The sequence below is a fragment of the Burkholderia sp. NRF60-BP8 genome (assembly GCF_001522585.2).
Classification (GTDB): Bacteria; Pseudomonadota; Gammaproteobacteria; order Burkholderiales; family Burkholderiaceae; genus Burkholderia.
The window spans coordinates 793,340-819,457 of the sequence record NZ_CP013373.1 but is presented as its reverse complement, the minus strand read 5'-3'; the positions used below and the strand labels follow the sequence as shown (position 1 = coordinate 819,457).

General features: G+C 68.0%; 27 protein-coding genes. 11 read left to right on the top strand and 16 right to left on the bottom strand.

Translation table 11 applies throughout. The features are described 5' to 3' along the window. Positions 1-18: 18 nt before the first annotated feature. Positions 19-954, top strand: a complete 936-nt coding sequence (locus tag WS54_RS16955) for an AraC family transcriptional regulator (protein ID WP_059779375.1) — start codon at positions 19-21, stop codon at positions 952-954. A 27-nt stretch (positions 955-981) separates the two neighbouring features. On the opposite strand, the gene WS54_RS16950 is transcribed toward WS54_RS16955, so the two are convergent. Then, complete coding sequence (locus WS54_RS16950; protein ID WP_059779372.1) at positions 982-2,193, bottom strand: pyridoxal-phosphate-dependent aminotransferase family protein; 1,212 nt, start codon at positions 2,191-2,193, stop codon at positions 982-984. 736 nt (positions 2,194-2,929) lie between these two features. Here WS54_RS16950 and WS54_RS16940 point away from each other — a divergent pair. The 5 genes from WS54_RS16940 (at position 2,930) to WS54_RS16920 (ending at position 8,499) form a co-directional block, all read left to right on the top strand. Beyond that, the gene (locus tag WS54_RS16940; protein ID WP_059779369.1) at positions 2,930-3,913 is read left to right on the top strand and encodes a LysR family transcriptional regulator; all 984 of its coding nucleotides are present in this window, start codon (positions 2,930-2,932) and stop codon (positions 3,911-3,913) included. Between the two features lie 30 nt (positions 3,914-3,943). Further along, positions 3,944-4,942 carry a 2-hydroxyacid dehydrogenase gene (locus WS54_RS16935; protein ID WP_059779366.1) on the top strand — a complete coding sequence of 333 codons (999 nt, stop codon included), beginning with the start codon at positions 3,944-3,946 and terminating at the stop codon, positions 4,940-4,942. A gap of 172 nt (positions 4,943-5,114) precedes the next feature. Next, positions 5,115-5,852 carry a 5,6-dimethylbenzimidazole synthase gene (gene bluB / locus WS54_RS16930; protein ID WP_059779364.1) on the top strand — a complete coding sequence of 246 codons (738 nt, stop codon included), beginning with the start codon at positions 5,115-5,117 and terminating at the stop codon, positions 5,850-5,852. Positions 5,853-6,075: 223 nt separating this feature from the next. After that, complete coding sequence (locus tag WS54_RS16925; protein ID WP_059779362.1) at positions 6,076-7,245, top strand: MFS transporter; 1,170 nt, start codon at positions 6,076-6,078, stop codon at positions 7,243-7,245. Between the two features lie 93 nt (positions 7,246-7,338). After that, positions 7,339-8,499, top strand: a complete 1,161-nt coding sequence (locus WS54_RS16920; RefSeq protein ID WP_059779360.1) for an MFS transporter — start codon at positions 7,339-7,341, stop codon at positions 8,497-8,499. A 236-nt stretch (positions 8,500-8,735) separates the two neighbouring features. On the opposite strand, the gene fahA is transcribed toward WS54_RS16920, so the two are convergent. Genes fahA through WS54_RS16890 form a run of 5 tightly spaced genes read right to left on the bottom strand, consistent with a single transcriptional unit; the run spans position 8,736 to position 14,655 of the window. Next, positions 8,736-10,040 carry a fumarylacetoacetase gene (gene fahA, locus WS54_RS16910; RefSeq protein ID WP_059779357.1) on the bottom strand — a complete coding sequence of 435 codons (1,305 nt, stop codon included), beginning with the start codon at positions 10,038-10,040 and terminating at the stop codon, positions 8,736-8,738. Beyond that, a complete protein-coding gene (gene hmgA, locus WS54_RS16905; RefSeq protein WP_059779355.1) occupies positions 10,037-11,371 on the bottom strand; it encodes a homogentisate 1,2-dioxygenase in 1,335 nt (444 codons plus the stop codon). The genes fahA and hmgA overlap by 4 nt, the downstream gene beginning before the upstream one ends. A gap of 15 nt (positions 11,372-11,386) precedes the next feature. Continuing rightward, complete coding sequence (locus tag WS54_RS16900) at positions 11,387-12,748, bottom strand: MFS transporter (protein WP_059779353.1); 1,362 nt, start codon at positions 12,746-12,748, stop codon at positions 11,387-11,389. Continuing rightward, on the bottom strand, positions 12,745-12,975 hold the full coding sequence (locus WS54_RS16895) for a DUF2783 domain-containing protein (protein ID WP_059779351.1): 231 nt from the start codon (positions 12,973-12,975) through the stop codon (positions 12,745-12,747). The genes WS54_RS16900 and WS54_RS16895 overlap by 4 nt, the downstream gene beginning before the upstream one ends. Before the next feature lie 27 nt (positions 12,976-13,002). Beyond that, a complete protein-coding gene (locus WS54_RS16890; RefSeq protein ID WP_059779787.1) occupies positions 13,003-14,655 on the bottom strand; it encodes an FAD-dependent oxidoreductase in 1,653 nt (550 codons plus the stop codon). 362 nt (positions 14,656-15,017) lie between these two features. Here WS54_RS16890 and WS54_RS16880 point away from each other — a divergent pair, with 362 nt between their 5' ends. Next, positions 15,018-15,821 (top strand): EAL domain-containing protein, encoded by an 804-nt coding sequence (locus WS54_RS16880; protein ID WP_034206532.1) that lies wholly within the window; start codon positions 15,018-15,020, stop codon positions 15,819-15,821. A 189-nt stretch (positions 15,822-16,010) separates the two neighbouring features. Here the strand turns inward: WS54_RS16880 and WS54_RS16875 are convergent, their stop codons facing one another. Both WS54_RS16875 and WS54_RS16870 read right to left on the bottom strand, forming a co-directional pair. Continuing rightward, positions 16,011-16,421, bottom strand: coding sequence for a GFA family protein (locus WS54_RS16875; protein WP_059779348.1), 411 nt, complete (start codon positions 16,419-16,421; stop codon positions 16,011-16,013). Positions 16,422-16,580: 159 nt separating this feature from the next. Next, a complete protein-coding gene (locus WS54_RS16870) occupies positions 16,581-17,372 on the bottom strand; it encodes an IclR family transcriptional regulator (protein WP_059779346.1) in 792 nt (263 codons plus the stop codon). Positions 17,373-17,585: 213 nt separating this feature from the next. On the opposite strand from WS54_RS16870, the gene WS54_RS16865 reads away from it, so the two are divergent. After that, complete coding sequence (locus tag WS54_RS16865; RefSeq protein WP_059779344.1) at positions 17,586-18,773, top strand: acyl-CoA dehydrogenase; 1,188 nt, start codon at positions 17,586-17,588, stop codon at positions 18,771-18,773. A 125-nt stretch (positions 18,774-18,898) separates the two neighbouring features. Here WS54_RS16865 and WS54_RS16860 read toward each other — a convergent pair whose 3' ends face one another. Next, positions 18,899-19,537 carry a peroxiredoxin gene (locus WS54_RS16860; RefSeq protein ID WP_006476788.1) on the bottom strand — a complete coding sequence of 213 codons (639 nt, stop codon included), beginning with the start codon at positions 19,535-19,537 and terminating at the stop codon, positions 18,899-18,901. A 317-nt stretch (positions 19,538-19,854) separates the two neighbouring features. Here WS54_RS16860 and WS54_RS16855 point away from each other — a divergent pair, with 317 nt between their 5' ends. The 3 genes from WS54_RS16855 (at position 19,855) to WS54_RS16845 (ending at position 21,153) form a co-directional block, all read left to right on the top strand. After that, complete coding sequence (locus WS54_RS16855) at positions 19,855-20,157, top strand: DUF883 family protein (protein WP_006494044.1); 303 nt, start codon at positions 19,855-19,857, stop codon at positions 20,155-20,157. A 119-nt stretch (positions 20,158-20,276) separates the two neighbouring features. After that, a complete protein-coding gene (locus WS54_RS16850) occupies positions 20,277-20,666 on the top strand; it encodes a phage holin family protein (protein WP_059501079.1) in 390 nt (129 codons plus the stop codon). Between the two features lie 43 nt (positions 20,667-20,709). Then, entirely contained in the window at positions 20,710-21,153 is a 444-nt protein-coding gene (locus WS54_RS16845; protein WP_034206527.1) for a DUF3318 domain-containing protein, read from the top strand. A 55-nt stretch (positions 21,154-21,208) separates the two neighbouring features. Here the strand turns inward: WS54_RS16845 and WS54_RS16840 are convergent, their stop codons facing one another. The 7 genes from WS54_RS16840 to glyA all read right to left on the bottom strand — a co-directional run bounded on the left by WS54_RS16840 (position 21,209) and on the right by glyA (position 26,003). Next, positions 21,209-21,655 carry a type IV pilin protein gene (locus tag WS54_RS16840; protein ID WP_059779342.1) on the bottom strand — a complete coding sequence of 149 codons (447 nt, stop codon included), beginning with the start codon at positions 21,653-21,655 and terminating at the stop codon, positions 21,209-21,211. After that, positions 21,652-22,179, bottom strand: a complete 528-nt coding sequence (locus WS54_RS16835; RefSeq protein ID WP_179955218.1) for a hypothetical protein — start codon at positions 22,177-22,179, stop codon at positions 21,652-21,654. Before WS54_RS16835 ends, WS54_RS16840 begins: the two co-directional genes overlap by 4 nt. A 143-nt stretch (positions 22,180-22,322) precedes the next feature. Further along, entirely contained in the window at positions 22,323-23,156 is an 834-nt protein-coding gene (locus WS54_RS16830) for a type IV pilus assembly protein (protein WP_059779340.1), read from the bottom strand. Beyond that, positions 23,146-23,547 (bottom strand): type IV pilus modification PilV family protein, encoded by a 402-nt coding sequence (locus WS54_RS16825; protein ID WP_082724994.1) that lies wholly within the window; start codon positions 23,545-23,547, stop codon positions 23,146-23,148. The genes WS54_RS16830 and WS54_RS16825 overlap by 11 nt, the downstream gene beginning before the upstream one ends. Before the next feature lie 5 nt (positions 23,548-23,552). Beyond that, positions 23,553-24,116, bottom strand: a complete 564-nt coding sequence (locus WS54_RS16820) for a GspH/FimT family pseudopilin (RefSeq protein ID WP_059779336.1) — start codon at positions 24,114-24,116, stop codon at positions 23,553-23,555. Positions 24,117-24,269: 153 nt separating this feature from the next. Next, on the bottom strand, positions 24,270-24,749 hold the full coding sequence (gene nrdR / locus WS54_RS16815; protein WP_034206522.1) for a transcriptional regulator NrdR: 480 nt from the start codon (positions 24,747-24,749) through the stop codon (positions 24,270-24,272). A gap of 6 nt (positions 24,750-24,755) precedes the next feature. Beyond that, positions 24,756-26,003 carry a serine hydroxymethyltransferase gene (gene glyA, locus WS54_RS16810; RefSeq protein WP_059501074.1) on the bottom strand — a complete coding sequence of 416 codons (1,248 nt, stop codon included), beginning with the start codon at positions 26,001-26,003 and terminating at the stop codon, positions 24,756-24,758. Positions 26,004-26,118: the final 115 nt, after the last annotated feature.

Genomic DNA, 26,118 nt, shown 5'->3' with positions numbered 1-26,118 from the left:
GCTTATACTCGGCGCATCATGAGTCTCTCCCTCTGCGCCCCGCCCGTCGACCGCGCCGCCGCCCTGGCCGGCGGCGAGCTGCCGTTCGGCCTGCAGTCGGTCTGCCGCACCCTCGCCGACGCGAACGCGACGCTCGAGCGCTTCGCATGGCTCGGCGACCATCTCGCGATCGCCGAATGGACGCGGATCACCGACGAAAGCGAGACGATCTACGAGCAGCCCGGGCACCACACGCTGTCTTGCTACCTCGACGGCGGCTACCGGACCGAGCGTCAGCGCGTGCCGCGCTACGGCGCGCCGAGCCTGCTGTGCGCATTGCCGGGCGACCATGAATCGCGCTGGTGGGTGCGCGGCGAAATGCATTTCGTCCACCTGTATTTCCTGCCCGAACACTTCACGCAGCGCGCGATCCGCGAGCTCGACCGCGAACCGCGCGAACTGAAGCTGGCCGATCGCACCTATTTCGAGGATGCGCGCGTCGCCGCGCTGCTGCGCTCGCTCGCGCTCGACGGCTGGGACGATGCCGACGACCGGCTACGCGCGAACGAAACCGCGCATGACGTGCTGAGCCTGCTGCTGCGCGGCCAGAGCATGACGCGCACCGACACGTCGTTCCGCGGCGGGCTCGCGCCGGCCGTGCGCCGCCGCGTGCGCGACTACATCGACACGTACCTGACGCAGCCGCTGACGCTCGGCGAACTCGCCGAGGTCGCCGCGCTGTCCGAATACCACTTCTCGCGGATGTTCCGGCTGTCGTTCGGCCGTGCGCCGCACGCCTGGGTGGCCGAGCAACGGCTCGCCCGGGCCCGCGAGCTGCTGCGCACGACGGCGCTGCCGCTCGCGCAGATCGCGGCCGAGTGCGGCTACGCGAACGCCGGCCACTTCAGCCATCGCTTTCGCGACGCGCACGGCACGACGCCGAATACCTACCGGCGCGCGATGCAGGGCCGCTGAGCGCGGCCCCGTGCCGCTTTTGCGCGCTTACGCGCCGCGCCGCGACAGTTCCTGTTCGAGCGCGGCGACGCCGGCCGGCAGATCGACCGGCACCTTCAGGTCGACCATCGTGCGGCCGAACGCATGCAGCGTGCGGAACAGGTTGTGTTCGCGGCACTGCTCGCCCATCTGTCCGATCCGCACGATCGGCAACCCGAACGACCCCGAGATCTCGACCTGGTACTGCTTCGAGATATGGCCGCAGACCATCCCCGGCGTGAGCCCCTCGGGCGTCTCGATCCCGACCACCGAATTGAGCCGGCAGTCCTTCGGCGCATAAAGCTTGAGCCCCATCGATTCGACGCCCGCCTGCAGCGCCAGCGAGCAGCGCAGGTGGCGCGCGAAGCGGCTTTCGAGCGTCTCCGCGCAGACGAGCCGCAGCGCCTCGTGCAGCGCAAGCACGCCCGACACGGGCGCCGTGTAGTGATAGCCGGCGTTGTGCCAGAAGTTCTCCGCGAGCGCCATGTCGAGGCACCAGTGCGCATTCGGCTCGGGGCGCTGCTTCATGCGTTCCCACGCGGCATCGGAAAACGCGATCAGCGACACGCCCGGAATCGACGACAGCCCCTTCTGGCCGCCGGTGATCACCGCGTCGATACCCCACGCGTCCATCTCGAGCGGCATCGTCGACAGCGTGCACACCGCATCGACGACCACCAGCGCGCCGGCCGCCTTCGCGAGCGCGGCGATGTCGCGCAGGTCGCGGTTCCATACCGTGTTCGACGTCTCGCCCTGCACGATCGTGACGATCTCGGGCCGCTCGCGCGCGATCGCGTCGGCGATCTCGTCGAGGCTCGCGACCGTGCGGTCGGCGACTTCGAGCGTCGCGACGTCGGCGCCGACACGCGTGGCCATCTCGGCCATCCGCGCGCTGAAGAAGCCATTGCGGATCGACAGCACGCGCGTGCCGCGCCACGCGAGGTTCGAGATCGCCATTTCCATCGCGGCCGAGCCCGGGCCCGCGACGCCGAGCACCCACTTCGTGCGGGTCTGAAACACGTAGCGCGCCATCTCCTTCACCTGCTCGATGATCTTCGCCATCGTCGCGCCAAGGTGATTGATCACGATCGTGTTCGCCTTGGCCACGGCGGCCGGGATCGGAACCGGGCCAGCCCCCATCATCAGCAGCGGTTCTTCGGGCAGGATCGCGTCGAGCGGCACGACGACGGGACAGGGAATCGGCGAATAATCGATGGACATGGCTGGAAAATGATGAGGGAAGAAAAATGCCCGGACGCCGGCGGCATGGCACGGCGAACTGGTCGATCATTCCCCGTTCCGCCGGCCCGCGCAAGAGGCACGCACGCGCGGACAGCGCGACGCCGGCCGGTCGCCGGACCGGGCCAGCCGGTCGCGCCACGACCTGCCGGATCGAAAAAGGGAGTGCGGGCCGTTTCCGAAACGGTTCCATTCGGGTTCCGCCCGCACGATTTTCTCCGCCAATATCGGCAACGGTTCGCCGAAACCGGCGGTTCAGTCCGATTCTCGGATCGAACGAAATGGAGCGGCCACCTGATACAAATCGCGGAGCGAATTCGATACACGAAATCCGAACGTGGAAAAAACATCCACCATTGCGGCATGTATTGGGGAGCGACGCCGAAATCGCCCTGTGTCGGTTCGCGCGAATTTAACCCAACACGTTGATTGAAATAGGGAATCCCGGCCGAGTCGACGCATATTCCAATATCGCGCCGTTTTCCCTCGACGTTCTTGCTGCATTGCAGCGTCAAACCGGTACTCGCGATTTCGATTTTACGCAAGCCGCCCCTTTTCTCAGGTTGACGGATATCGCTTCCGTATTGAACAATCGTCTGCGGAATCGAAATTCGATTTTCGATACGAGGGAGAGCTGGGGCCGCGCAATGCGCTTTCGATGTCGTGCGGCGATAAATCACAACCAAAATCAATCAACCGGGCCAGAAATACGCAAGCCATGAACCAGATTCAGACCATGCGTGTATTCGTCTGCGTCGCCGAACAGCAAAGCTTTCGGCGCGCGGCGCACCATCTCGGCGTGTCCAATGCGCTCGTCACGCGTTCGATCGCGATGCTCGAGGGCCACCTGAACACACGGCTGATCCATCGCACCACGCGCAACCTGTCGCTCACCGAAGCCGGCGTGCGCTACCTCGATGGTTGCCGTGCGCTGCTCGAGGAATTCGACCACCTCGAATCGTCGGTCGCGCATGCGGTGCGCGAACCGGCCGGCACGCTGCGCGTCGTCGCGTCGGGGCTGCTGTCGCCGCTGGCGCTGACGCCGCTCGTCAGCAGCTTCCGGCACCGCTATCCGGAGCTGCGCGTGCAGCTGACCGTCGCCGAAGGGCCGCTCGACGTGCTCGATTCGGGCTACGACGTCGGCATCGTCACCGGCACCCGGCTCGACGGCAACCCGTCGCTGATCGGCCATGCCCTCGCGCCGAATCCGTTCGTCGCGTGCGCGGCACCGGCCTATCTCGACCGTCGCGGCGAGCCGCGCGTGCCCGACGATCTACCGGGCCACGACTGGGTCACGCTCGCGCCGCACCAGCACGCGCCGACGTGGCAACTGGTCGGTCACGACGGCGTCGCCCATTCGGTCACGGTGCGCCCGGCCTGCACGGTCAACCAGCTCGCGCTCGTGCAGGCGGCGGCCGTGGCCGGCGCCGGCATCGCAGTGCTGCCCGAGCCGTGCGTGGCCGACGCGCTCAACCACGGCACGCTCGTGCGGCTGATGGCCGGCTACCGGATCGACGATCCCGACGCGCAGTTGTCGCTCGTCTATCCGAACCGCCAGTACGTGCCGGCCCGCACGCGCAGCTTCGTCGAGCATGCACTCGAGCACTTCGGCGCGTCGTCCGCCCGCGAACGGACGGACTACGGCTTCTTGCGGCCGGCGCGCGGGCCCGAACACGCCGACATCGTCACGGGCCTGCAGTAAACTGCGCGCGTCAGCCATCGGAGGTGCAGCGTGCGCGTGATCCTGTTCAGCAGCCGGCAGTACGACGACGATTCATTCACCGCCGCCAACCGGCAGTTCGGCTATCGGCTGCACTTCCAGCCGTCGCACCTCGACGCGGAAACGGCGATCCTCGCGCACGGCTATGACGTCGTCTGCCCGTTCGTCAACGACACCGTCGATGCGGCCGTGCTCGAGCGGCTCGCCGACGGCGGCACGCGGCTGATCGCGCTGCGCTCGGCGGGCTTCAACCATGTCGACCTCGCCGCCGCCGAACGGCTCGGCGTCGCGGTCGTACGCGTGCCCGCGTATTCGCCGCACGCGGTCGCCGAGCACGCGGTCGCGCTGATCCTCGCGCTCAACCGCCGCCTGCCGCGCGCCGTCGCGCGCACGCGCGAAGGCGATTTCTCGCTGAACGGCCTGCTCGGCTTCGACCTGCACGGCAAGACCGTCGGCGTGATCGGCACCGGCATCATCGGCAGCGTGTTCGCGAAGATCATGATGGGGTTCGGGATGCACGTGCTCGCGCACTCGGTGCCGCCGTACAACGACGAGCTGATCGCGTTCGGCGCGCGCTACGTCGAGCTCGACGAGTTGCTGCATCACGCCGACATCGTCAGCCTGCATTGCCCGCTGCTGCCGTCGACACACCACCTGATCAACGAACGCACGCTCGCGCGGATGAAGCACGGCGCGATGCTGATCAACACGGGGCGCGGCGGCCTCGTCGATGCGCAGGCGCTGGTCGACGCGCTCAAGAGCGGCCAGCTCGGCCATCTCGGGCTCGACGTGTACGAAGAGGAAAGCGGGCTCTTCTTCGAGGATCACTCCGACCTGCCGCTGCAGGACGACGTGCTCGCGCGCCTGCTGACGTTCCCGAACGTGATCGTCACGTCGCACCAGGCATTCTTCACGCGCGAGGCGCTGGCCGAGATCGCGCACACGACACTGTTGAACATCGAGGCGTGGCATGCGGGCGCTCCGCAGAACGTCGTCACGCCAAACCGTTGAGAAACAGCCCGTTTGACGGCCAGCAGCGCATCCGCAATCGTTTGCTCTTGCCCGTTGCTGCACACCGCACCCAACCTCGCCAACAATTCAGCGCATTGTTTCGCGTGAAGTAACGTTTCGTGCGCGCCGTCTGTTATCGTTGCGCCGACGTCCTTCCCTGCCTTTGCCGCTCATGCGTTTCGACGATTCCGACATCGCCGCCGTCTATCGCGCCATCTTCGAACGGCGCGACATGCGCCACTTCACGCCGGCGCCCGTCGAGCCGGCCGTGCTCGCGCGGCTGCTGCGCGCGGCGCACCACGCACCGAGCGTCGGCTTCATGCAGCCGTGGCGCTTCATCCGCGTCACCGATCCCGCGTTGCGCACCGCCATTCACGCGCTGGTCGAGGCCGAGCGCCGCGCGACCGCCGACGCGCTCGGCGAGCGCCAGGACGAATTCATGCGGCTGAAAGTCGAGGGCGTGCGCGAATGCGGCGAGCTCCTGGTCGTCGCGCTCGCCGACGGCCGCGAACGCCATGTGTTCGGCCGCCGCACGCTGCCGGAGATGGATCTGGCGTCCGCCGCGTGCGCGATCCAGAACATGTGGCTCGCGGCGCGCGCGGAAGGCCTCGGGATGGGCTGGGTGTCGCTGTTCGACGTCGATGCGCTGCGCACGCTGCTGCGAATGCCCGACGACGCGAAGCCGATCGCCGTGCTGTGCATCGGGCACGTCGATGCGTTCTATGCGAAGCCGATGCTCGAAGCAGAACGCTGGGCCGCGCGGATGCCGATCGAAGCCTGCCTGTTCGAGAACGGCTGGGACGCGCCGGCGGCGATCGACGGGGCCGGATCGGCTGCGTCGCCGACGGATACCGAAATGAAAAAGAATTCGGGCGCGATGCCCGACGGAACGCCCGAACGCATCGCCTGATGCACGGTTCGGCAGTCGCCATCGCGCCGCCGCCGAATCGCCGCCGATCCAACCGGATGAGCCTCCCGCCCGCCGCCCCGTCGCACGCCGGCAACAACCGTTTTGGCCCCAAGCATAGGGGTTTTCACTGAAGTAGAATCGCGGCTGACGTTCGCCTGACCGACCGCCCGTCCCGCGCATCCCGCGCCCGGCTCGAGCGGCATCCTTTCTCGAGCCTACCGCGATGCCCCTGCCTCTTTTCGCCCTTGCCGTTGCCGCATTTGGAATCGGTACCACCGAATTCGTGATCATGGGCCTGCTGCCGAACGTCGCGCGCGACCTCGGCGTGTCGATCCCGGCCGCCGGGATGCTCGTGTCGGGCTATGCGCTCGGCGTGACGGTCGGCGCGCCGATCCTCGCGATCGTCACCGCGAAGATGCCGCGCAAGCGTGCGCTGATGGGCCTGATCGGGCTGTTCATCGCGGGCAACCTGTTCTGCGCGATCGCGCCCGGCTACGCGGTGCTGATGGCCGCGCGCGTCGTCACCGCGTTCTGCCACGGTGCGTTCTTCGGCATCGGCTCGGTGGTCGCGAGCAACCTCGTCGCGCCGAACCGCCGCGCGCAGGCGATCGCGCTGATGTTCACCGGCCTCACGCTCGCGAACGTGCTCGGCGTGCCGCTCGGCACCGCACTCGGCCAGGCGTTCGGCTGGCGCGCGACGTTCTGGGCCGTCACCGGCATCGGCATCGCCGCGGCCGCCGCGCTCGCGGCGTGCCTGCCGAAAAACCTCGCGATGCCCGACACCAGCATCACGCGCGAATTCAGCGTGCTGAAGCACCCGCAGGTGCTGATGGTGCTCGGCATCAGCGTGCTCGCGTCCGCGAGCCTGTTCAGCGTGTTCACGTACATCACGCCGATCCTCGAGGACGTGACGGGCTTCTCGCCACGCCAAGTCACCTACGTGCTGCTGCTGTTCGGCCTCGGCCTGACGGTCGGCGGCACGCTCGGCGGCAAGCTCGCCGACTGGCGCCGGATGCCGTCGCTGATCGCGACGCTCGCGCTGATCGGCATCGTCCTCGCGCTGTTCGCGGGCACGATGCATCTGCCGTTCGCCGCGCTCGCGACGATTTTCGTGTGGGGCATCCTCGCGTTCGCGATCGTGCCGCCGCTGCAGATCATGATCGTCGATCGCGCGAGCGACGCGCCGAACCTCGCATCGACGCTGAACCAGGGCGCGTTCAACCTCGGCAACGCGACCGGCGCGTGGCTCGGCGGCATGGCGATCGGCTCCGGCGTGTCGCTCGTGAACCTGCCGTGGGTCGGCGTCGCGATGGCCGTCGCCGCGCTCGCGCTCACGCTGTGGTCGGCGTCGCTCGAACGCCGCCCGGTGGCCGTGCCGACCGAGTACGTCTGACATCGCCCTCATGCGATCGTTGCGGACACAACGCCATCCGAACCTGATGGCCTTCATGGACCTTTCAACGATCGCGGTGTAGCATCGCGGCCGATGAAAGCCATTCTCAATCGCGATTTCCTCGCGCTGATCCTGAGCGTCGCGGTGGTCGGCCTCGGCACCGGCGCCACGCTGCCGCTCACCGCACTTGCACTGACCGAAGCCGGACACGGCACCAACGTCGTCGGCATGCTGACGGCCGCGCAGGCCCTCGGCGGCCTCGCGATCGTCCCGTTCGTCACCGCGCTCGCACGGCATATCGGCGCGCGCCGCGCGATCGTCGTGTCGGTCGTGCTGCTCGCGGCCGCCACCGCGCTGATGCAGTTCACGTCGAACCTGGTCCTGTGGGGCGTGCTGCGCGTGCTGTGCGGCGCCGCGCTGATGCTGCTGTTCACGATCGGCGAGGCGTGGGTCAACCAGCTCGCCGACGATTCGACGCGCGGCCGCGTCGTCGCGATCTACGCGACCAATTTCACGCTGTTCCAGATGGCAGGCCCCGTGCTCGTCAGCCAGATCGCCGGTGCGACGAGCATCCGCTTCGCGCTGTGCGGCGCGCTGTTCCTGCTCGCGCTGCCGACGCTCGCGACGATCCGCCGTGCGCCGCTCGCCGGCGACGACGCGCATCACGACGCGCGCGGCCGCTGGCTCGACGTGCTGCCGCGCATGCCCGCGCTGATCATCGGCACCGGCTTCTTCGCGCTGTTCGATACGCTCGCGCTGTCGCTGCTGCCGCTCTACGCGATGGATCACGGCGTCGCGAGCGCGACCGCCGTGCTGCTCGCGTCGATCATGCTGTTCGGCGATACCGCGATGCAGTTCCCGATCGGCTGGCTCGCGGACAAGCTCGGCCGCGAACGCGTGCATCTCGGCGCCGGCTGGATCGTGCTCGCGGGCCTGCCGCTGCTGCCGTTCGTGATCGCGAACCCGTGGCTGTGCTGGCCGCTGCTGTTCGTGCTCGGCGCGGCGGCCGGCAGCATCTATACGCTGTCGCTCGTCGCGTGCGGCGAGCGTTTCCGCGGCGCGGCGCTCGTGACCGCGAGCTCGCTCGTGTCGGCGTCGTGGAGCGCCGCGAGCTTCGGCGGCCCGCTGGTGGCGGGCGCGCTGATGGAGCAACTGGGCAGCAACGCGCTGGTCGGCGTGCTGGTCGCTTGCGTCGCCGCGTTCGTCGCGGCCGCGTTGTGGGAACGACGCGCGGCGGTGCAACGCGCGACCTGATGCAGATTGGCGTTGGCGTTGGCGTTGGCGTTGGCGTTGGCGTTGGCGTTGGCGTTGGCGTTGGCGTTGGCGTTGGCGTTGGCGTTGGCGTTGGCGCGCAACATCATGCATCGATACGCGTCGGCCCGCTCGCACCCATGCTCCGCTCAACGAAAAACGGCCCGCGCAATGCGGACCGCCCCGTCATGCCGTACTAGCGTGGCCGGCCTGCGCGTGACTTCTCGCGCTGCGGTCCGTCAAGCACGCCGCGCCGGCAAAATCTTGCCGGCACACGTGCCGAAGCCGACGCGATAGCCGTCGCCCTGGCACCATCCCGTCAGTGTCAGCTCGTCGCCGTCCTCGATGAACGTGCGGCTGCCGCCGCCGTTCAGCGCGACCGGCTCCTTGCCGTTCCACGTCAGTTCGAGCAGGCTGCCGAACGAATCCTGGGTCGGCCCGCTGATCGTGCCCGAACCCATCAGGTCGCCCACGCGCGTGTTGCAGCCGGCCACCGTGTGATGCGCCAACTGCTGCGCCATCGTCCAGTACATGTGCTTGAAATTCGTGCGGCAGATCGACGTCGCTTCGGCCGCCCCCTCGGCGCGCAGCGTCACTTCGAGCGCGATGTCGAATGCATGCTTGCCCGCATGCCGCAGATACGCGAGCGGCTGCGGCGACTGCTCCGGCTGCGCGACGCGGAACGGTTCGAGCGCGTCGAGCGTGACGATCCACGGCGAGATCGTCGTCGCGAAGCCCTTCGAGTTGAACGGCCCGAGCGGCACGTACTCCCACTGCTGGATGTCGCGCGCGCTCCAGTCGTTCAGCAGCACCATCCCGAAGATATGCGCTTCCGCGTCCTCGCACGCGATCGGCTCGCCGAGCGCATTGCCTTGGCCGACGATGAAGCCCGTCTCCAGTTCGATGTCGAGCTTGCGGCATGCGCCGAACACCGGACGCTCCTGGTCGGGCAGCTTCAGTTGCCCGTTCGGGCGCCGCACCGGCGTGCCGCTCACGACCACCGACGACGCGCGGCCGTTGTAGCCGATCGGCATCTCCGACCAGTTCGGCAGCAGCGCATTCTTCGGATCGCGGAACATCGAGCCGACGTTGGTCGCGTGCTCCTTCGACGAATAGAAATCGGTGTAGCCGGGAATCTCGACCGGCAGATGCAGCGTCGCATCGCGCTGCGCGACCAGCACCTGCGCGCGCAGCGCCGCATCGTCGCGCAGCCGCGCGTTGTCGCGCGAGAACAGGTCCGACAACTGCACGCGCACGGTGCGCCACGCGTCGCGGCCGAGCGCGATGAACGCGTTGAGCGTCGGCGCGGCGAACGCATCGGCGCCGGCCGGCAGCGTCACGAGGCCCGCACGCGCGAGCGCGGCGAGATCGACGATCCGGTCGCCCAGCGCGACGCCCGCACGGCGCGCCGGTTGCTTCGCATCGCTGAAGATCCCGAACGGCAGGTTCTGGATCGGGAAATCGCAGGCGGGATCGTTCGCGGTCTCGACCCAGCTCTTGCGAGCCGGGTCGAGCGTCGCGCGCCAGTCTTGGGTATCGCTCACTTTTGCTCCGGATTGAAGTGTTTCTTGATGCCTTGCCAGCATTCGAAGTAATCGGCCTGCAGCTGCGCGGTGTCGAGCGCGTAGCGCGTCGGCCGGATCAGCGTGCGGGTTTCGAACATGAACGCCATCGTCGCGTCGACCTTGTGCGGCTTCGTCGTGTCGCTCGCGGACGCCTTCTCGAACGTGTCCGCATCGGGTCCGTGGCCCGACATGCAGTTGTGCAGGCTCGCGCCGCCCGGCACGAAGCCTTCGGCCTTCGCGTCGTACGCGCCGTGCACGAGCCCCATGAACTCGCTCGCGACGTTGCGGTGGAACCACGGCGGGCGGAACGTATCCTCGGCCGCGAGCCAGCGCGGCGGGAAGATCACGAAGTCGATCGTGTCGACGCCCGGCGTGTCGCTCTGCGCCTGCAGCACGAGGAAGATCGACGGATCGGGATGGTCGAAGCTGATCGAGCCGATCGTATTGAACAGGCGCAGATCGTATTTGTACGGTGCGTAGTTGCCGTGCCACGCGACGACGTCGAGCGGCGAATGGCCGATGTCCGCGCGCCAGAGGCGCCCGTTCAGCTTCGCGATCAGCTCGAACGCACCTTCGCGGTCTTCGTAGGCGGCCTGCGGCGTCAGGAAGTCGCGCGGGTTCGCGAGCCCGTTCGAGCCGATCGGGCCGAGATCCGGCAGGCGCAGCAGCGCGCCGAAGTTCTCGCAGATGTAGCCGCGCGCGTCGCCGTCCGGCAGCGCGACGGCAAAACGCACGCCGCGCGGAATCACCGCGATCTCGAACGGCTCGACGTCGAGCCGGCCGAATTCGGTCGCAATGAACAGGCGCCCCTGCTGCGGCACGATCAGCAGCTCGCCGTCCGCGCTGTAGAAGAAGCGGTCCTGCATCGAGCGGTTCGCCGCATACAAGTGGATCGCGCAGCCGTTCATCGCGGCGGCCGAGCCGTTGCCGGCCATCGTCACGAGGCCGTCGACGAAGTCGGTCGGCTCCGCCGGCATCGGCAGCGGATCCCAGCGCAACTGGTTCGGCGGCGTCGGCGGCACGTCGGCCGAATCGCCGAAATCCGACACGAGCCGCTGCGGGCCCGCGTACGGCTCGAATGGCCGGTGCACGGCGGCCGGGCGAATCCGGTACAGCCACGAGCGGCGGTTGTGGCCGCGCGGCGCGGTAAACGCGGTGCCCGACAACTGCTCCGCGTACAGCCCGTACGGCGCGCGCTGCGGCGAGTTGCGCCCGTGCGGCAACGCGCCGGGCAGCGCCTCGGTCGCGAATTCGTTCGCGAAACCGCTCAGGTAGCCGGCGGTCGCCGGTTTCGACAGGTCAAGCGTCATCGTTTCCTTTCTCCATCAATTCAGGGCGGCGTTCGGCGCCTGCGCGCCGCTGCGCCGCGTGACACCGGCCAAACCCAGCACGAATAGCGCCGAGCACAGCACGGGCACCGCGGCCGCGTGGAACAGCGCGCCGTTGGTCCAGTTCAGTGCAATCAGTTGTCCGCCGACGAGCGGCCCGAGCACCGAGCCGATCCGGCCGATGCCGAGGCTCCAGCCGATGCCGGTCGAGCGCAGCGACGTCGGGTAATACTGGCCCGCGAGCGCGTTCACGGCCGGCTGCCCGCCGACCACGCAGAACCCGCCCGCGAACACGACGACCAGCAGCCACGGCAGCGCATGCGCGACCGAGCCGATCAGTCCCACCGACACGGCCGCGCACGCGAAGCACGCGAACAGCACGCGCACGAAACCATGACGTTCGATGAACCAGCCGAGCGACAGCGTGCCGATCACGCCGCCCGTCTGCAGCACCGTGCCGACGATCACCGCCGTGCTCGGCGAATAACCGGCGTCGCGCATCACGGTCGGCAGCCAGTTCGACAGGAAGTACAGGTCGATCAGGTTCATGAAGCTGATGGCCCACAGCAGCAGCGTGACCGGCAGGCGGCCATGGCGGAACAGCTCGGCGACCGGCGCGCCGCTCGCGGCACGCTCGCGCACGACGAGCCGCGTATTCGCATCGATGCCGGCTTGCGGCGCGAACCGCGCGAGCCAGTCGCGCGCCTGCGCGACGCGCCCTTTCAGCACCAGGCACTGCAGCGACTCGGGCAGCCGCGCGAGCATCGCGATCGTCAGCACGAGCGGCACCGCGCCGCCGACGAAGAACACCGAACGCCAGCCCAGCGCCGGAATCAGCGCGGCGCTGATGAAGCCGCCGACCGCCGCGCCGAGCGTGAAGCCGCACGACACGATCATCATCCGCTTCACGCGATGCGCGGCCGGGCTGAACTCGCCGACCAGCGCCATCGCGTTCGGCATGATGCAGCCGAGGCCGAGGCCGGTGACGAAGCGCAGCGCCATCAGCACGGGGATCGAGCGCGCGAACGGCGTCGCGAGCATCGTCGCCGCGAAGAACAGCGTCGAGCCGATCAGCACCGGGCGCCGGCCGATCCGGTCGGCCAGCACCGACAGCCCGAGCGCGCCGAGCAGCATCCCGAACAGGCTCGCGCTGAACACGGGCCCGAGCGCCTGCTTCGGCACGCCCCATTCGGCGATCACGCTGGGCGCGACGTAGCCCATCGCCTGCGCATCGAAGCCGTCGATCACGAGGCATAGCCCGCACAGCATCAGCAGCATCCAGTGAAAACCCGGGCGATGGGTCTCGTCGATCACGCGCTCGACTTCGAGCACGCGCGCGTCGGCCGGCGCCGCGCTCATTGCGCGACCTCGGCGGCCGGATGCACGGGCGGCGTCACGCCCTGGCGCGCGAGCGCCATCGCTTCGCGCAGCACGTCGGCGTCGCCGACCTGGTTCGCGAGCAACAGGATCAGCTTCGCGTTGACGAGCTGGCTGTCGGCGTCCGACAGGTCGCGATGCATGTCGATCAGCGCTTCGTAGAACGCGTCCGGGTCGGCCAGGCGCGGGCGGGTATCGAGTAGGGGCATGACGGTGTCTCCGGTGTCTTTGTCGTATCAGCGGGCGCAGGTCGCGCGCGCCAGTGCGTCGGCAATCGCCTGACGGTCGAGCGTGCGCGTGCGTGCGCAGACGTGCTGGTCGGGGCGCAGCAGATAGAACGTGCCGGGCTGCGCGTCGTAGCGCCGCGCGGCGAGCCCGTCGACGTCCTCCACGACGTCGACGCCGGCCGCCGGCTGCGCGTGCCCGGCCGGCACGACGAGCACGGGACGCACCGGCAGCGCGAGACCGCCGACGGCCTGCGCGAGCGCCGACGCATCGCCCGGCAAGCCGAACAGCACCCCGGTGAAGCCGCCGCGCAGATGCTGCAGCAGCCAGCCCGGCGCGCCCTGCACGCGCACCGGCGCATCGGCCGCCGCCGCGCCCGGCCGCATCGCGCACGCGAATGCGTCGCCGACGCGGTCCGGCGTGTTGAGCGGCGAATCGGCGAGCACGGCCGGCACCGACAAGCGCCCGCTGTTCACCAGCTTGCGCGCGAACTCGCAGTCGCGCGCGAGCTTGAGCGTCGCATCGCGGAACACGCGCGACACCGCACTCTTCGGCGTGATGAAGTCGGTCGAGCGCGTCGAATTGCGGATGTTCTCGTCGGCCGCGAATTCGCGCTCGCTCGCATAAGTGTCGAGCAGGCGCTCGTGAGCGCGGCCGTCGAGCACCAGCTTCAGCTTCCACGCGAGGTTGTCCGCGTCCTGCACGCCGCTGTTCGCGCCGCGCGCGCCGAACGGCGACACGCCGTGCGCGGAATCGCCGGCGAACAGCACGCGGCCGTGACGGAACGTGTCCATCCGCTGACAGCGGAACGTATAGACGCTCACCCACTCGAGCTCGAACTCGACGTCCGGCCCGAGCAGCGCGCGCACGCGCGGGATCACGCGCTCCGGCTGCTTCTCGGCGACGGGATCGGCATCCCAGCCGAGCTGGAAGTCGATGCGCCACACGTTGTCGGGCTGGCGGTGCAGCAGCACCGACTGGTTGCGGTGAAACGGCGGATCGAACCAGAACCAGCGCTCGGTCGGAAACTCCGCCTTCATCTTCACGTCGGCGATCAGGAAGCGGTCCTTGAACGTGCGGCCGCGACTTTCCAGGCCCATCATCGTGCGCATCGGGCTGCGCGAGCCGTCGGCCGCGATCACGTACTGCGCGCGCAGCGTCGCGACGCCGTCCGGCGTCTCGACGGTCAGCACCGCGTGTTCGGCCGACTGCTCGATACCCGTCACCTTGTGCTTCCAGCGGATGTCGATGTTCGGCAGCTCGAACGCGCGATCGGCCAGATAGCCTTCGACGTAGTACTGCTGCAGGTTGATGAACGCGGGGCGCGCATGCCCTTCCTCGGGCAGCAGGTCGAACGCGTAAAGCTGCTCGTCCTGCAGGAACACCTTGCCGACGTGCCAGCTCACGCCCTTGTCGACGAAGCGCTCGCCGCAGCCGAGCCGGTCGAAGATCTCGAGCGTGCGCTTCGCGAAACAGATCGCGCGCGAGCCGGTCGACAGCGTGTCGTCGTCGTCGAGCAGCACGACGGGTACGCCCTGCTGGGCGAGGTCGATCGCGGCCGCGAGGCCCACCGGGCCCGCGCCGACGACGATCACCGGATGGACGGCCGGGTCGTGCGCGCGGGCGCGGTACTCGAACTTCAGCGTCTGGTAATCGATGCTCATGGTCGCCATCCGCTCCTCACCCGCGCCGTGCGCGCACCGCCGCGCCCGTCGCCCCGTCCGTCTCCTGCCGGCGCGCCTGCCCGCCTGTCCTGTCAACCGCCACGTCTCGCTCCTTGCTTCCTGTTGATTCGTCAACGGCGCCGTTTCGCGGCGCCCGCATGCCGCATTGCCTGATCGGCGACACATTCTGGATTTACGAATAGTAAAACCAATTACGAATAGTGAAATCAACGTAAACCCTAGGCATCGGCGCGGGGACGGGATAACCATATGAGCGAAACGCCAAGCCGAGCGCGGCGCGCACTGCTAATATCAAGTCGACGAGGCGGCCCTTTCGGCCGCCATTTTTCCTTCTCACGCCGATGATTCCGCCTACCATCCCCGAGCTGGTCGCCCGTGCCGGGCAACTGCCGTATCTGCGGGAACACCTCGCGCTTGCCGAGGGCGGCACCGCGTGCGCGAATCTGCCCGAGCGCACGCTCGCCAGCGCGTACGAGCCGATCTACGACGTGACGATGCCCGGCTCGCCGCAATCGACGTCGTTCGCCGACGCGATCGAGCGCTACGGCGACGAGCTCGGCTTCCAGGCCGTCACGCTCGTCACGGGCGCGCAGCACGATCCTGTCGACGCGGCCGTCGACGATCAGACGCTGGTCGCGATCGACCGCCTGTCGCGCGCGCTGCACGCGATCAATTTCTTCGGGGCGCAGCGCCACGGGCTGTTGTTCCTGCGCGTGCACGAGCGGCTGCTCAAGAGCGTGAAATACGACCACGGCAAGCATTTCTCGTCGGTGCTGCAGCGCTTCGGGCTGCCGCCCGAGCGGATCGTGATCGAGCTGCCGGCGGTCGCGGTCGCCCACAAGACGTTCCTCGGCTACCTGACGCGCAGCTACCAGCATCACGGGTTCAAGGTCGCGGACAAGCTGCCGGACCCGGGCCGCATCCTCGCGGTCGAATCGGACATGGCGCGCCCCGACTACATCAAGATGGATGCGGGCATCGCGTTGCGCGACGGGATGGTCAAGGCGCTCGTCGCCTACGCACAGCGCGTGCGGATTCCACTGATCTTCGACGGCGTCGTCGACGAGACGCAGTGCGAGCTGCTGCGCCAGCACGACGTGCGGTTCATGCAGGGGCCGGTGTTCGCGAAGGTCGTGACGGCCTGAGCGACCGACGGGGAAGGCGCGCGCGGGCAGCGCGCCGGATGGCGGACTCCGGTGTCGTGTCGCTTCGCGGATCGGGTTTCAGCACGCAGCGCGGCGCGACGCCGGTCGGTTCCCGGTTCGTTCATGCAGCAAGGCCGAGCGCGTTTGTGCGCGCCCCACACCACCGGTGCAGCGACGCCGATGTCGCGCCTATTCCGGTCCGCCGTCGTCGTACTTCGGTAGACCGTCGCCGATCTCGATGCCGGGGAATCGATCCCCGTACCAGACATGCCACGCCGGACGCAGCCTCGACGGTTCGTCGAGCGTCGCGTAATTGATCTCGACCGTCTGCGGCGCGTCGGAGCGCCGGTATTCGAGCTGCGCGCCGCAACGGCCGCAGAAGCGCCGCTCACCCCACGCGCTCGATGCATAGACGGTCGGTTCGCCCTGCAGGTATTCGAATGCGCCGATCGGCACTGATGCCGACGCAAGGACCGCCGCGCCGGTCGTGCGCTGGCACAGCCGGCAGTGGCAAAAGCCCGCGTCGGTGGGAACGTCGGCGATACGGTAGCGGATCGCGCCGCACGCGCATCCGCCTTCCATCGGTTCGGAGTGCGTCATTGCAAACCTCGTCGTCGGGAAGCACGCGAACGATGATGAGCGCGGTTCTCCCGTCGCGCAATACCGCAATACGCAACGGCGCCGCGCCGCCTCCGCACCCCACGCCGCCCCGGCACGCACGAACCGGTTGCCGCGCGACGGCAACGCCCGCGCGCTTGCTCAGATCGTCGGCCCGAGCCGCTGCGCGAGCGCCTTCAGTCGCGGTCCGACCCGCGTGCGAAACACGTCCTCGTCCATCGACGACGCGGGGCCGCTGCAGCTCAGGATCAGCCAGCGCCCCTCGCGCAGCTCGCGAAACGGCACGGCCGCCGCGTTCACGTCCATGTGCCACGCGCGGAACGAATAGCAGCAACCGCCCGTCGAGAACTCGGCCACCGCGCGCTGCGCGGCCTCGACGAGCGCATCGGCGTCGGCCGCGCCGCCGGCCGCGCGGTGCAGCTCGGCATAGAGCGCGCGGCGCGCGTCCTCCGGCTGCACGGCCAGGTACGCGCGCCCCATCGAGCTCGTCAGCATCGACAGCCGCGAACCGGGCGCGAGCCCGAGCGTCAACGCGGTCTCGCTGCGGATCGTCTCCAGGTAGATCATGTCGAGCCCGTCGCGGCAGCCGAGCGACACGGCCGCGCCGATCTCGCGCGCCAGCGCCTGCATGTGCGGCCGCGCGAGATCGATCGTCCCCGAGCCCGACAGCAGCGCGTAGCCGAGCGACAGCACGCCGGCGTCCAGCGCATACTTTCCGAGCGTCTCGTCGTAGCGCAGATAGCCGAGCACCGTCAGCGTATAGGCGAGCCGGTTCACCGTCGCCTTCGGCAGGCCCGTGCGTTCCGCGAAATCACGATTGCCCAGCATCGTCTCGCCGGGCCGGAAGGCGCGCAGCAGGTCGAGCCCGCGCGCGAGCGCGACGACGAACTTGCGCTCGTCGATCGGGGTGTCGTCGATGGTTGAAAGTGTCATCCGGTGCTACACTGAGTTCGATTTGCAAAACATTGTTCCGCACAGCGGAACGCAAGTCAAGCGAACTTCACGCACCAGCCCGGAGCAGGCACCGAAGGCCCCTCTGCCCGACCGAAAAACACGGGGGCGGAGTCGACGCCGAGGCGCCCGCTCCGACCGACCGCAAAGCATGGGGCCGAGTCAGCGCCACTCGGGCCGACAGGAGATGAGACGATGAGTGCTGCAACTTTTCATTGGGACGATCCGCTGCTGCTCGACCAGCAACTGACCGAGGAAGAGCGAATGGTCCGCGATGCCGCGCAGGCGTACGCACAGGACAAGCTCGCGCCGCGCGTCACCGAAGCGTTCCGCCACGAACGCACCGACGCGGCCATCTTTCGCGAGATGGGCGAGGTCGGCCTGCTCGGCCCGACGATTCCCGAGGAATACGGCGGCCCCGGCCTCAACTACGTGAGCTACGGGTTGATCGCGCGCGAAGTCGAGCGTGTCGATTCGGGCTACCGGTCGATGATGTCCGTGCAGTCGTCGCTCGTGATGGTGCCGATCCACGAATTCGGCTCCGACGCGCAGAAGCAGAAATACCTGCCGAAGCTCGCGACCGGCGAATGGATCGGCTGCTTCGGCCTGACCGAGCCGAACCACGGCTCCGATCCGGGCAGCATGGTCACGCGCGCGAAGAAGGTGCCGGGCGGCTACTCGCTGTCCGGCGCGAAGATGTGGATCACCAACTCGCCGATCGCCGACGTGTTCGTCGTGTGGGCGAAGCTGGAAGAAAACGGCAAGGACGCGATCCGCGGCTTCATCCTCGAGAAGGGCTGGAAGGGCCTGTCGGCGCCGGCGATCCACGGCAAGGTCGGGCTGCGCGCATCGATCACCGGCGAGATCGTCCTCGACGAGGTGTTCGTGCCCGAAGAGAACCTGATGCCGAACGTGAGCGGCCTGCGCGGCCCGTTCACCTGCCTGAACTCGGCGCGCTACGGGATCGCGTGGGGCGCGCTCGGCGCCGCCGAGTCGTGCTGGCACACCGCGCGCCAGTACGTGCTCGACCGCCAGCAGTTCGGCCGGCCGCTCGCCGCGAACCAGTTGATTCAGAAGAAACTCGCCGACATGCAGACCGAAATCACGCTCGGCCTGCAAGGCGTGCTGCGCCTCGGCCGGATGAAGGACGAAGGCACGGCCGCCGTCGAAATCACGTCGATCATGAAGCGCAATTCGTGCGGCAAGGCGCTCGACATCGCCCGCCTCGCGCGCGACATGCTCGGCGGCAACGGCATCTCCGACGAATTCGGCGTCGCGCGCCACCTCGTGAACCTCGAGGTGGTCAACACGTACGAAGGCACGCACGACATCCACGCGCTGATCCTCGGCCGCGCGCAGACGGGTATCCAGGCATTCTTCTGACGATCCGGCCATGACGCGCGCGGCAGCGATGCCGCGCCCGCGCACGCCGCCACGGAAAAGGCCCGCCCGGCATCGCTGCCGGGCGGGCCTTCGTCGTCGCAGCCGCGGCTCCGGGCAGCCGCTGCTTACTTGTTCGGCTGCGGCGTCAGGCGCAGATACGGACGCACCGCGTTGAAGCCCTTCGGGAAGCGCTTCTTCAACTCTTCCGGATCCTGCAGCGACGGCACGATCACGACGTCGTCGCCGTCCTTCCAGTTGCCGGGCGTCGCGACCTTGTAATTGTCGGTCAGTTGCAACGAATCGATCACGCGCAGCACTTCGTCGAAGTTGCGCCCCGTGCTGGCCGGATAGGTGATCGTGAGCCGCACCTTCTTGTTCGGGTCGATCACGAACAGCGAACGCACCGTCAGCGTTTCGTTCGCGTTCGGGTGAATCATGTCGTACAGCTGCGATACCTTGCGATCCGCGTCGGCGATGATCGGGAAGCCCACGACCGTCGACTGCGTTTCGTTGATGTCGTTGATCCAGCCCTTGTGCGATTCGACGCCGTCGACCGACAGCGCGATCACCTTCACGTTGCGCTTCTCGAATTCGCCCTTCAGCTTCGAGGTCAGCCCGAGTTCGGTCGTGCACACCGGCGTGTAGTCGGCCGGATGGGAGAACAGGACACCCCAGCTGTTGCCGAGCCACTCGTGAAACTTGATGGTGCCCAGGCTCGATTCCTGCTCGAAATCCGGTGCGATGTCGCCAAGACGCAGACTCATGATGTTCCCTCCTCGAACGATGCTGGTTGAAACCGCGCGCCGGACAGCGCGAGGCAGTCCATCAGCTTACGGGAAGCAATGGGCCGTGCGAACGATTATTCCGTTTGATATTCATACTTTTTTGTCATTTTTACCCGGCGTCGTCGCGGGGCGGAGGGCCGCGAGGGAAACTTTTCAATCCTTTGTCGCTCTGTTCATGATTACAAGTCGTTTACCATGCAGTCTTGCGCTGCCGCCGTGTGTCTTCCCGGCTCGCCAGCAGGCAGGGGTTTCGCTACGATGTGAACCTGCAGCATGACAGCACGAAGGGAGTTGCAATGTCGGAAATCAACAAGGAGAAACTGATGTCGGATATCAAAACCGTTCTCTCGGACGCCGAAGACCTGCTCAAGCAAGCGGCGAGCAGCACGGGCGACCGTGCGGCCGAGCTGCGCGAGAAGGCCATGTCTCGCCTGAAGCAGGCCAAGGAAAAGGCGGCCGACGTCCAGGTCGTGGTGGTCGAGAAAGGCAAGAAGGCCGCGCGCGCGACCGACGACTACGTGCACGAGCATCCGTGGACGTCGATCGGCGTGGCCGCCGGCGTCGGCGTGCTGATCGGCCTGCTGATCAACCGCAAGTAACACGCTCAGCGCCGTTTCGTCCCGCAGGCCGCGTCGCGCGGCCCGCGGGCGTCGAAGCCAGCCGGCTGCGCCGGCCGGCTTTGTCCTAGCTGCTCACTGCACGCGCAAGCCCCTCATCCATGACGACAGACACCCCCTCGCAGCCGTCCGGTCAAGGACCGCTGCGCCGCCTCGTCGGCTCCGCCATCGGCCTTCTGCAGACGCGCCTCGAACTGGTGGGCATCGAGCTCGCCGAGGAGAAGGAGCGCCTGATGGGCGTGCTGTTCCTCGGACTCGCCGCGATGATGCTCGCGACGATGGCGCTCATCAGCCTGACCGTGCTGGTCGCGATCGCGTTCTGGGATACCTACCGCTGGCAGGCGCTCGCCGCGATCACCGCGCTGTATGCCGTTGGCGGCATCGTGTGCGCGCTGAAGGCCCGCTCGGGCCTGCGCGACGCGCCGACCGTGTTCGAGGCCACGCTCGCCGAACTCGAGAAAGACCGCGACCTGTTCCGCGGCAAGTCGTGAACGCCCTCGCGCTCATCCCTCCCACCTATCTCGCCGACGCGCCATGAGCCAGAACATCACGGGCAATTCATCCCGCTCCCATTCGTCGCGATCGAACTGGAGCGCATCGCAGCACCGCGCGCTCCGCAAGGAATTGCTGATCCTGCGATCCGAAGTCGAGCGGCTCGAACTCGCGGAAGCCGCCGCCGAAATGCGTCAGGCCGTCACGCGTTTCAGCTGGCTCAAGGTGTTCATCCCCGGCCTGTCCTCCCACAAGTTCGGCCAGTCGGCCAAGAACCTGAACGCAAGCCTCGGTCAGCTCGTCAACCAGTATCCGATGCTGAGCTCGCTCGCATCGCTCGTGCTGGCGAAACCCGTTCGCTCGCTGCTGCGCGCGAGTGCAGGCCCCGCGTTGAAGTGGGGCACGCTCGGCTTCGCCGCATGGGAGGTCTACCGGATTTGGAAACAGTCCCGCGACGAGCGCGGGCTCGACGCACACGACGACTGACCGTCGGCATCCCCCGCGCGCACGGCCATGGCCGCTGCGCGCCTTTCTTGCGAACTCAGCGCCCGCCCCAGCAGACCGCGCGCGGCTCATCGGCGCCATCGTTTCCTGCATTGCCCTTCGTCCCGTCCGAGCGCAGCGTGAACGTGCCGCATGCATCGTCGCGCATCGGGCCGGTGTCGAGCGGCGTCGCTGCCAGTTCATAGCTCACCGGCGAATCGTCGCCGTCGGGCCGCCCGAGCGTCAATCGATACACGGCATGCCCGTCCGGCGGCGCATGCGCGAGCGCATCCGGCAGTGCCGCAGGCGGCGCACCGTCCAGCGTTTCGAGATATTGGGCCGCACGGTACAGCGCGGACACCGCCGACGCGCGGTGAACACGCACGACATGCTCGCGATACGACGGAATACCCCACCCGGCCAGCACCGCGACGATCGCAAGCACGATCATCAGTTCGATCAGCGTGAATCCGGCCGCTCGGCACATCGACAGGCGGCCTTTCATCGAAGCACCGCCGCGACACGACGCCAGCGCAGCACGACGATGTGGCCGTCGCGTATCGCGACCTGGTGTTGCAGCCACACGGCGCTCGACGTGTGCGCGCCGACGCCGCGCGCAGTGACCAGATAAGTGCGGTCGCCGGCCTGCCCTGCCGGACGCCGCCACGCCTCGATCAGGCATCGCGGCGGTTGCGCGGCCGTCGGCCAACCGGCGAATGGCGCGAACGCTTCGACCGCCGCCAGCGGCGGCATGCGTCGCCACGCGTCGGGTTCCGCATGCGATTCGCTTTCGTTCACATACGGCGCCGAGCCGCGCAGCAATCGCCAGGTGCACGCGGCAAGCGCGGCATCGGCCGCATGGAATGCGATCAGCCGATCCGACAACGCGCGAGTGCGGCGCGACTCCGTCAATGCCGCGTCGAACCATGTGCCGGTCAGTGCCGCGATCGCTGCGCCGACCGCGATCACCGCGGGCAACGCAAGGCCCGCGTCGCGACGCCAAGCGCGGCGGGTTGAGCGCAAACGCATATGCGGCTCGCGCGGGCTCGTCGCCGAACGGCCCGCGCATGCTCTCTGCTGCCGGTCGCCGCCGCTTGCGACCGTGCGCTCATGCGCGTGGCCTGGGTCAACGCATCGGGAGATGGCGTCCCGCGCGTACTGCGCTGCTCCGCTCATCGCACCACCCCGCTTGCTCGAGTTGCATCGTGCAACGCTACGTCGGGTGGGAGCGCGACGTTCCGCAACGCGACGATTCGATCGAGCGTCAAGCGTGCACGGCCGTCCGGCGCCGAGGCGGCGCGGCCGTCGCAGTCGACATGCGGCGTCGGTTCGCGCATCGGCTCGCCGCGCGCCCGCACGCAGACATGCACGGCCACGACCTCGCGCCAGTCGTCGGCACGCATCGCATCGGCGTCGACAAACTGCGTGGCGCCGCGACGCAAATAGCGCATGCGCAATTGATCGATTCCCGCCACGACGGGCTGCGGCGTACCCGGCAGGCCGCTTCCTTCGCAATATAGTTCGGGCTCGCCCGTCGACGGGCTGATATGCGCGTCGAAGCGATTCTCCACCGGCGCCGGTTCGCCCGGCACGCCGACACCCTGCCCGAGGCAATCCGTCGCCTGACCGCTCACCGTCGTCCACGTCGATACGGCATCGCCGACATACCGGATCAGCAACGCGTCCGATGACAGGCGCGACGGCTCGCAGCGCACCTGTGCGCCGCTACCCCGCACGCGCGCCGCGGAACATCCGAACACCGGCGGCAACGACGATACCGCTTCGGCATCGAGCGGCCGGAATCCTGCCATCTGGACCTGCTGACCGATCAGCATCAGCGCGGTAGTCGCCGCGTCGCGCATCCTGAACCCGTCTTCCGCACGGCGCAGCGCAATGCGCTGCGCGTGGTACAGCGCACCGGCCGCCGCAAGCACGAGGAGCCCGACGGTCATCGCGATCAGTACTTCGAGCAGCGTATGCCCACGCGTACGGCGATCAGCGTTCATCGCCTGCCCGCTCGCGAAATGGCATCCGGACACACGATGGCGGTCGCGTCGACGTTCCCGCCGCATCGCAACGCGGCGGCGCGCTCCCATTGCCGCCACGCCAGCGGACAATCGCATAGCGGACGCCGCCCGGCCCACCATCGAGCGTCATCGCGCCATCCGGCAACGACGCTGCCGCCAGCGCCGCGAGGCCGTCGTCGACCGCGGCCGCAGCATGCAGACGCTCGATACGCGCATCGGCCAGCCACAGCGCGCGTTCGCGCCAGATCGTCGCGCGCTGCGCACGCGCCATCGCGAGCTGGCTGCCGGCGACTGCCAACATGACGGTGGCAAGCAGCGCGATGGCCAGCGTCGCCTCGATCAACGACGTACCGCGCATGGCATGGCGCATGGCGATCACACCGCGTCGCAACGGCCGGCGACCATTCGCGCGCGGCCGCCTGCCGCAATCCGCACGCAACGCGACGCGTGCGCATCGTCGGCGCCGGACACGCTGCGCCGCGGACGCACCTCGAAACGCCGGATTCCGCCGATCGACTGACCGACCGGCGGCGCAAACGCAAGCTCATGCGCGGCGCCCGAAACGGCCACTTCGGCATCGCGCGGATAGCGTCGCAGCACACGCGACTGCCCGTCGACCAGCCCGCTGACGACCCAGTCGCACGACCATTCGGCCGGTTCGCATCGCTCGCCGGCGCGCAGACAGACACCGTCGCGCCCGGCACGGCACAGCGTGACGCGCGCGCCGAGACGCGTTGCCTCGGCACGCGCAAACGACAGCGCACCGAGCAGCGCACGCGAGCGGGCATCCACGCGCTCGCGCATGCGCCACTGGTCGAACGTGGGGACCGCATAGAGCGCGAGCCCCGCCGCCAGCGACATGGCGACCATCAGCTCGACGAGCGTGAAGCCGCCCGGTCGTTGCACCACATTCTTCAAGGATTGGACGCCCAGTTCCATCGCAATCGTCCTCCGCCACGGTGATGCGACGACTGTAGCGGCGCGTGCGGACGCGCGCCATTGGCCGAACGGCCGACTGGCGACATGCGATCGCAACCGACACAATCGGCGCGAATCGAACCAACGGAGCAGACGATGAACGAACGCAGCGCGTCAGCGCTTACGTGGGGTCTTGGCGGGAGAGGTGCGACGGAACTCTTCGATCACGTCGGCAAATTCGGAAACGTCCTCGAACTGGCGATACACCGATGCGAAGCGCACATAGGCGATCGTATCGAGGCCGCGCAACTCGTTCATCACGAGTTCGCCCAGCTTCTCGCTACGCACTTCGCGCTCGCCAGTCGCGAGCAGTTGATATTCGATACGGGCGACCGCCGCGTCGATCGCGTCGGCGGCAACCGGCCGCTTGCGCAGCGCGAGTTGCATGCTGGCGACGATCTTGCGACGGTCGAACTCCGTGCGGCTGCCGTCCTTCTTCACGACGAACGGCAGGGACAACTCGACCCGCTCGTACGTCGTGAAACGCTTGTCGCAAGCCGAGCAGCGACGGCGCCGCCGAATCGCGGCGCCATCTTCGGACACGCGCGAGTCAACGACCTGCGTGTCGTCATGCCGGCAGAACGGGCAGCGCATCGGCGATCAGCGGTAGACCGGGAAGCGCTTGGTCAGCTCGGCGACCTGCGCGCGTACGCGCTCGATCGTCGCTGCGTCTTCCGGGTTCTCCAGCACGTCGGCAATCAGGTTGCCCACCTGCTCGGCTTCCGCCGGCCCGAAGCCGCGCGTCGTCATCGCCGGCGAACCGAGACGGATGCCGCTCGTCACGAACGGCTTTTCCGGGTCGTTCGGGATCGCGTTCTTGTTCACCGTGATGTGCGCCGCGCCGAGCGCCGCTTCGGCGGCCTTGCCCGTGATGTTCTTCGCGCGCAGATCGACCAGCATCACGTGGCTTTCCGTACGGCCCGACACGATGCGCAGGCCGCGCTTCACCAGCGTTTCGGCCAGCACGCGCGCGTTCTCGACGACCTTCTGCTGATATTCCTTGAACTCCGGCGACAGCGCTTCCTTGAACGCCACGGCCTTCGCCGCGATCACGTGCATCAGCGGGCCGCCCTGGATCCCCGGAAAGATCGCCGAGTTGATCGGCTTCTCGTACTCGGCCTTCATCAGGATCACGCCGCCGCGCGGGCCGCGCAGGCTCTTGTGCGTCGTCGTCGTCACGAAATCCGCGTGCGGCACCGGGTTCGGGTACACGCCCGCCGCGATCAGGCCGGCGTAGTGCGCCATGTCGACCATCAGGTACGCGCCCACCGACTTCGCGATCTTCGCCAGACGCTCGAAATCGATCTTCAGCGCAAACGCCGACGCGCCCGCGACGATCAGCTTCGGCTTGTGTTCCTGCGCGAGCTGCTCGGCCGCTTCATAGTCGATGTCTTCGTTTTCGTTCAGGCCGTAGCTCACCACGTTGAACCACTTGCCCGACATGTTCACCGGCGAGCCGTGCGTCAGGTGGCCGCCATGCGCGAGGCTCATGCCCATGATCGTGTCGCCCGGCTTGAGCATCGCGAAGAACACGCCCTGGTTCGCCTGCGAACCGGAGTTCGGCTGCACGTTCGCCGCTTCCGCGCCGAACAGTTGCTTCACACGGTCGATCGCCAGCTGCTCGACCACGTCGACGTACTCGCAGCCGCCGTAGTAGCGCTTGCCCGGATACCCTTCCGCGTACTTGTTCGTGAGCTGCGAGCCTTGTGCGGCCATCACGGCCGGGCTCGTGTAGTTTTCCGACGCGATCAGCTCGATGTGATCTTCCTGGCGGCGGTTTTCCTGCTCGATCGCTGCAAAGATTTCGGGATCGACGTTCGCGATGGTGCTTTGGGCTCTGTCAAACATACGGTTTCCGTTAAGTGTGTACAGGTTGACCGGAGTGGCCAAGTACGGTGCGCTGCTGGCGAGACCAGCTCGACGTGGCGGAAGAATCCGTATGACGCGAGGCAGGACAGCCACC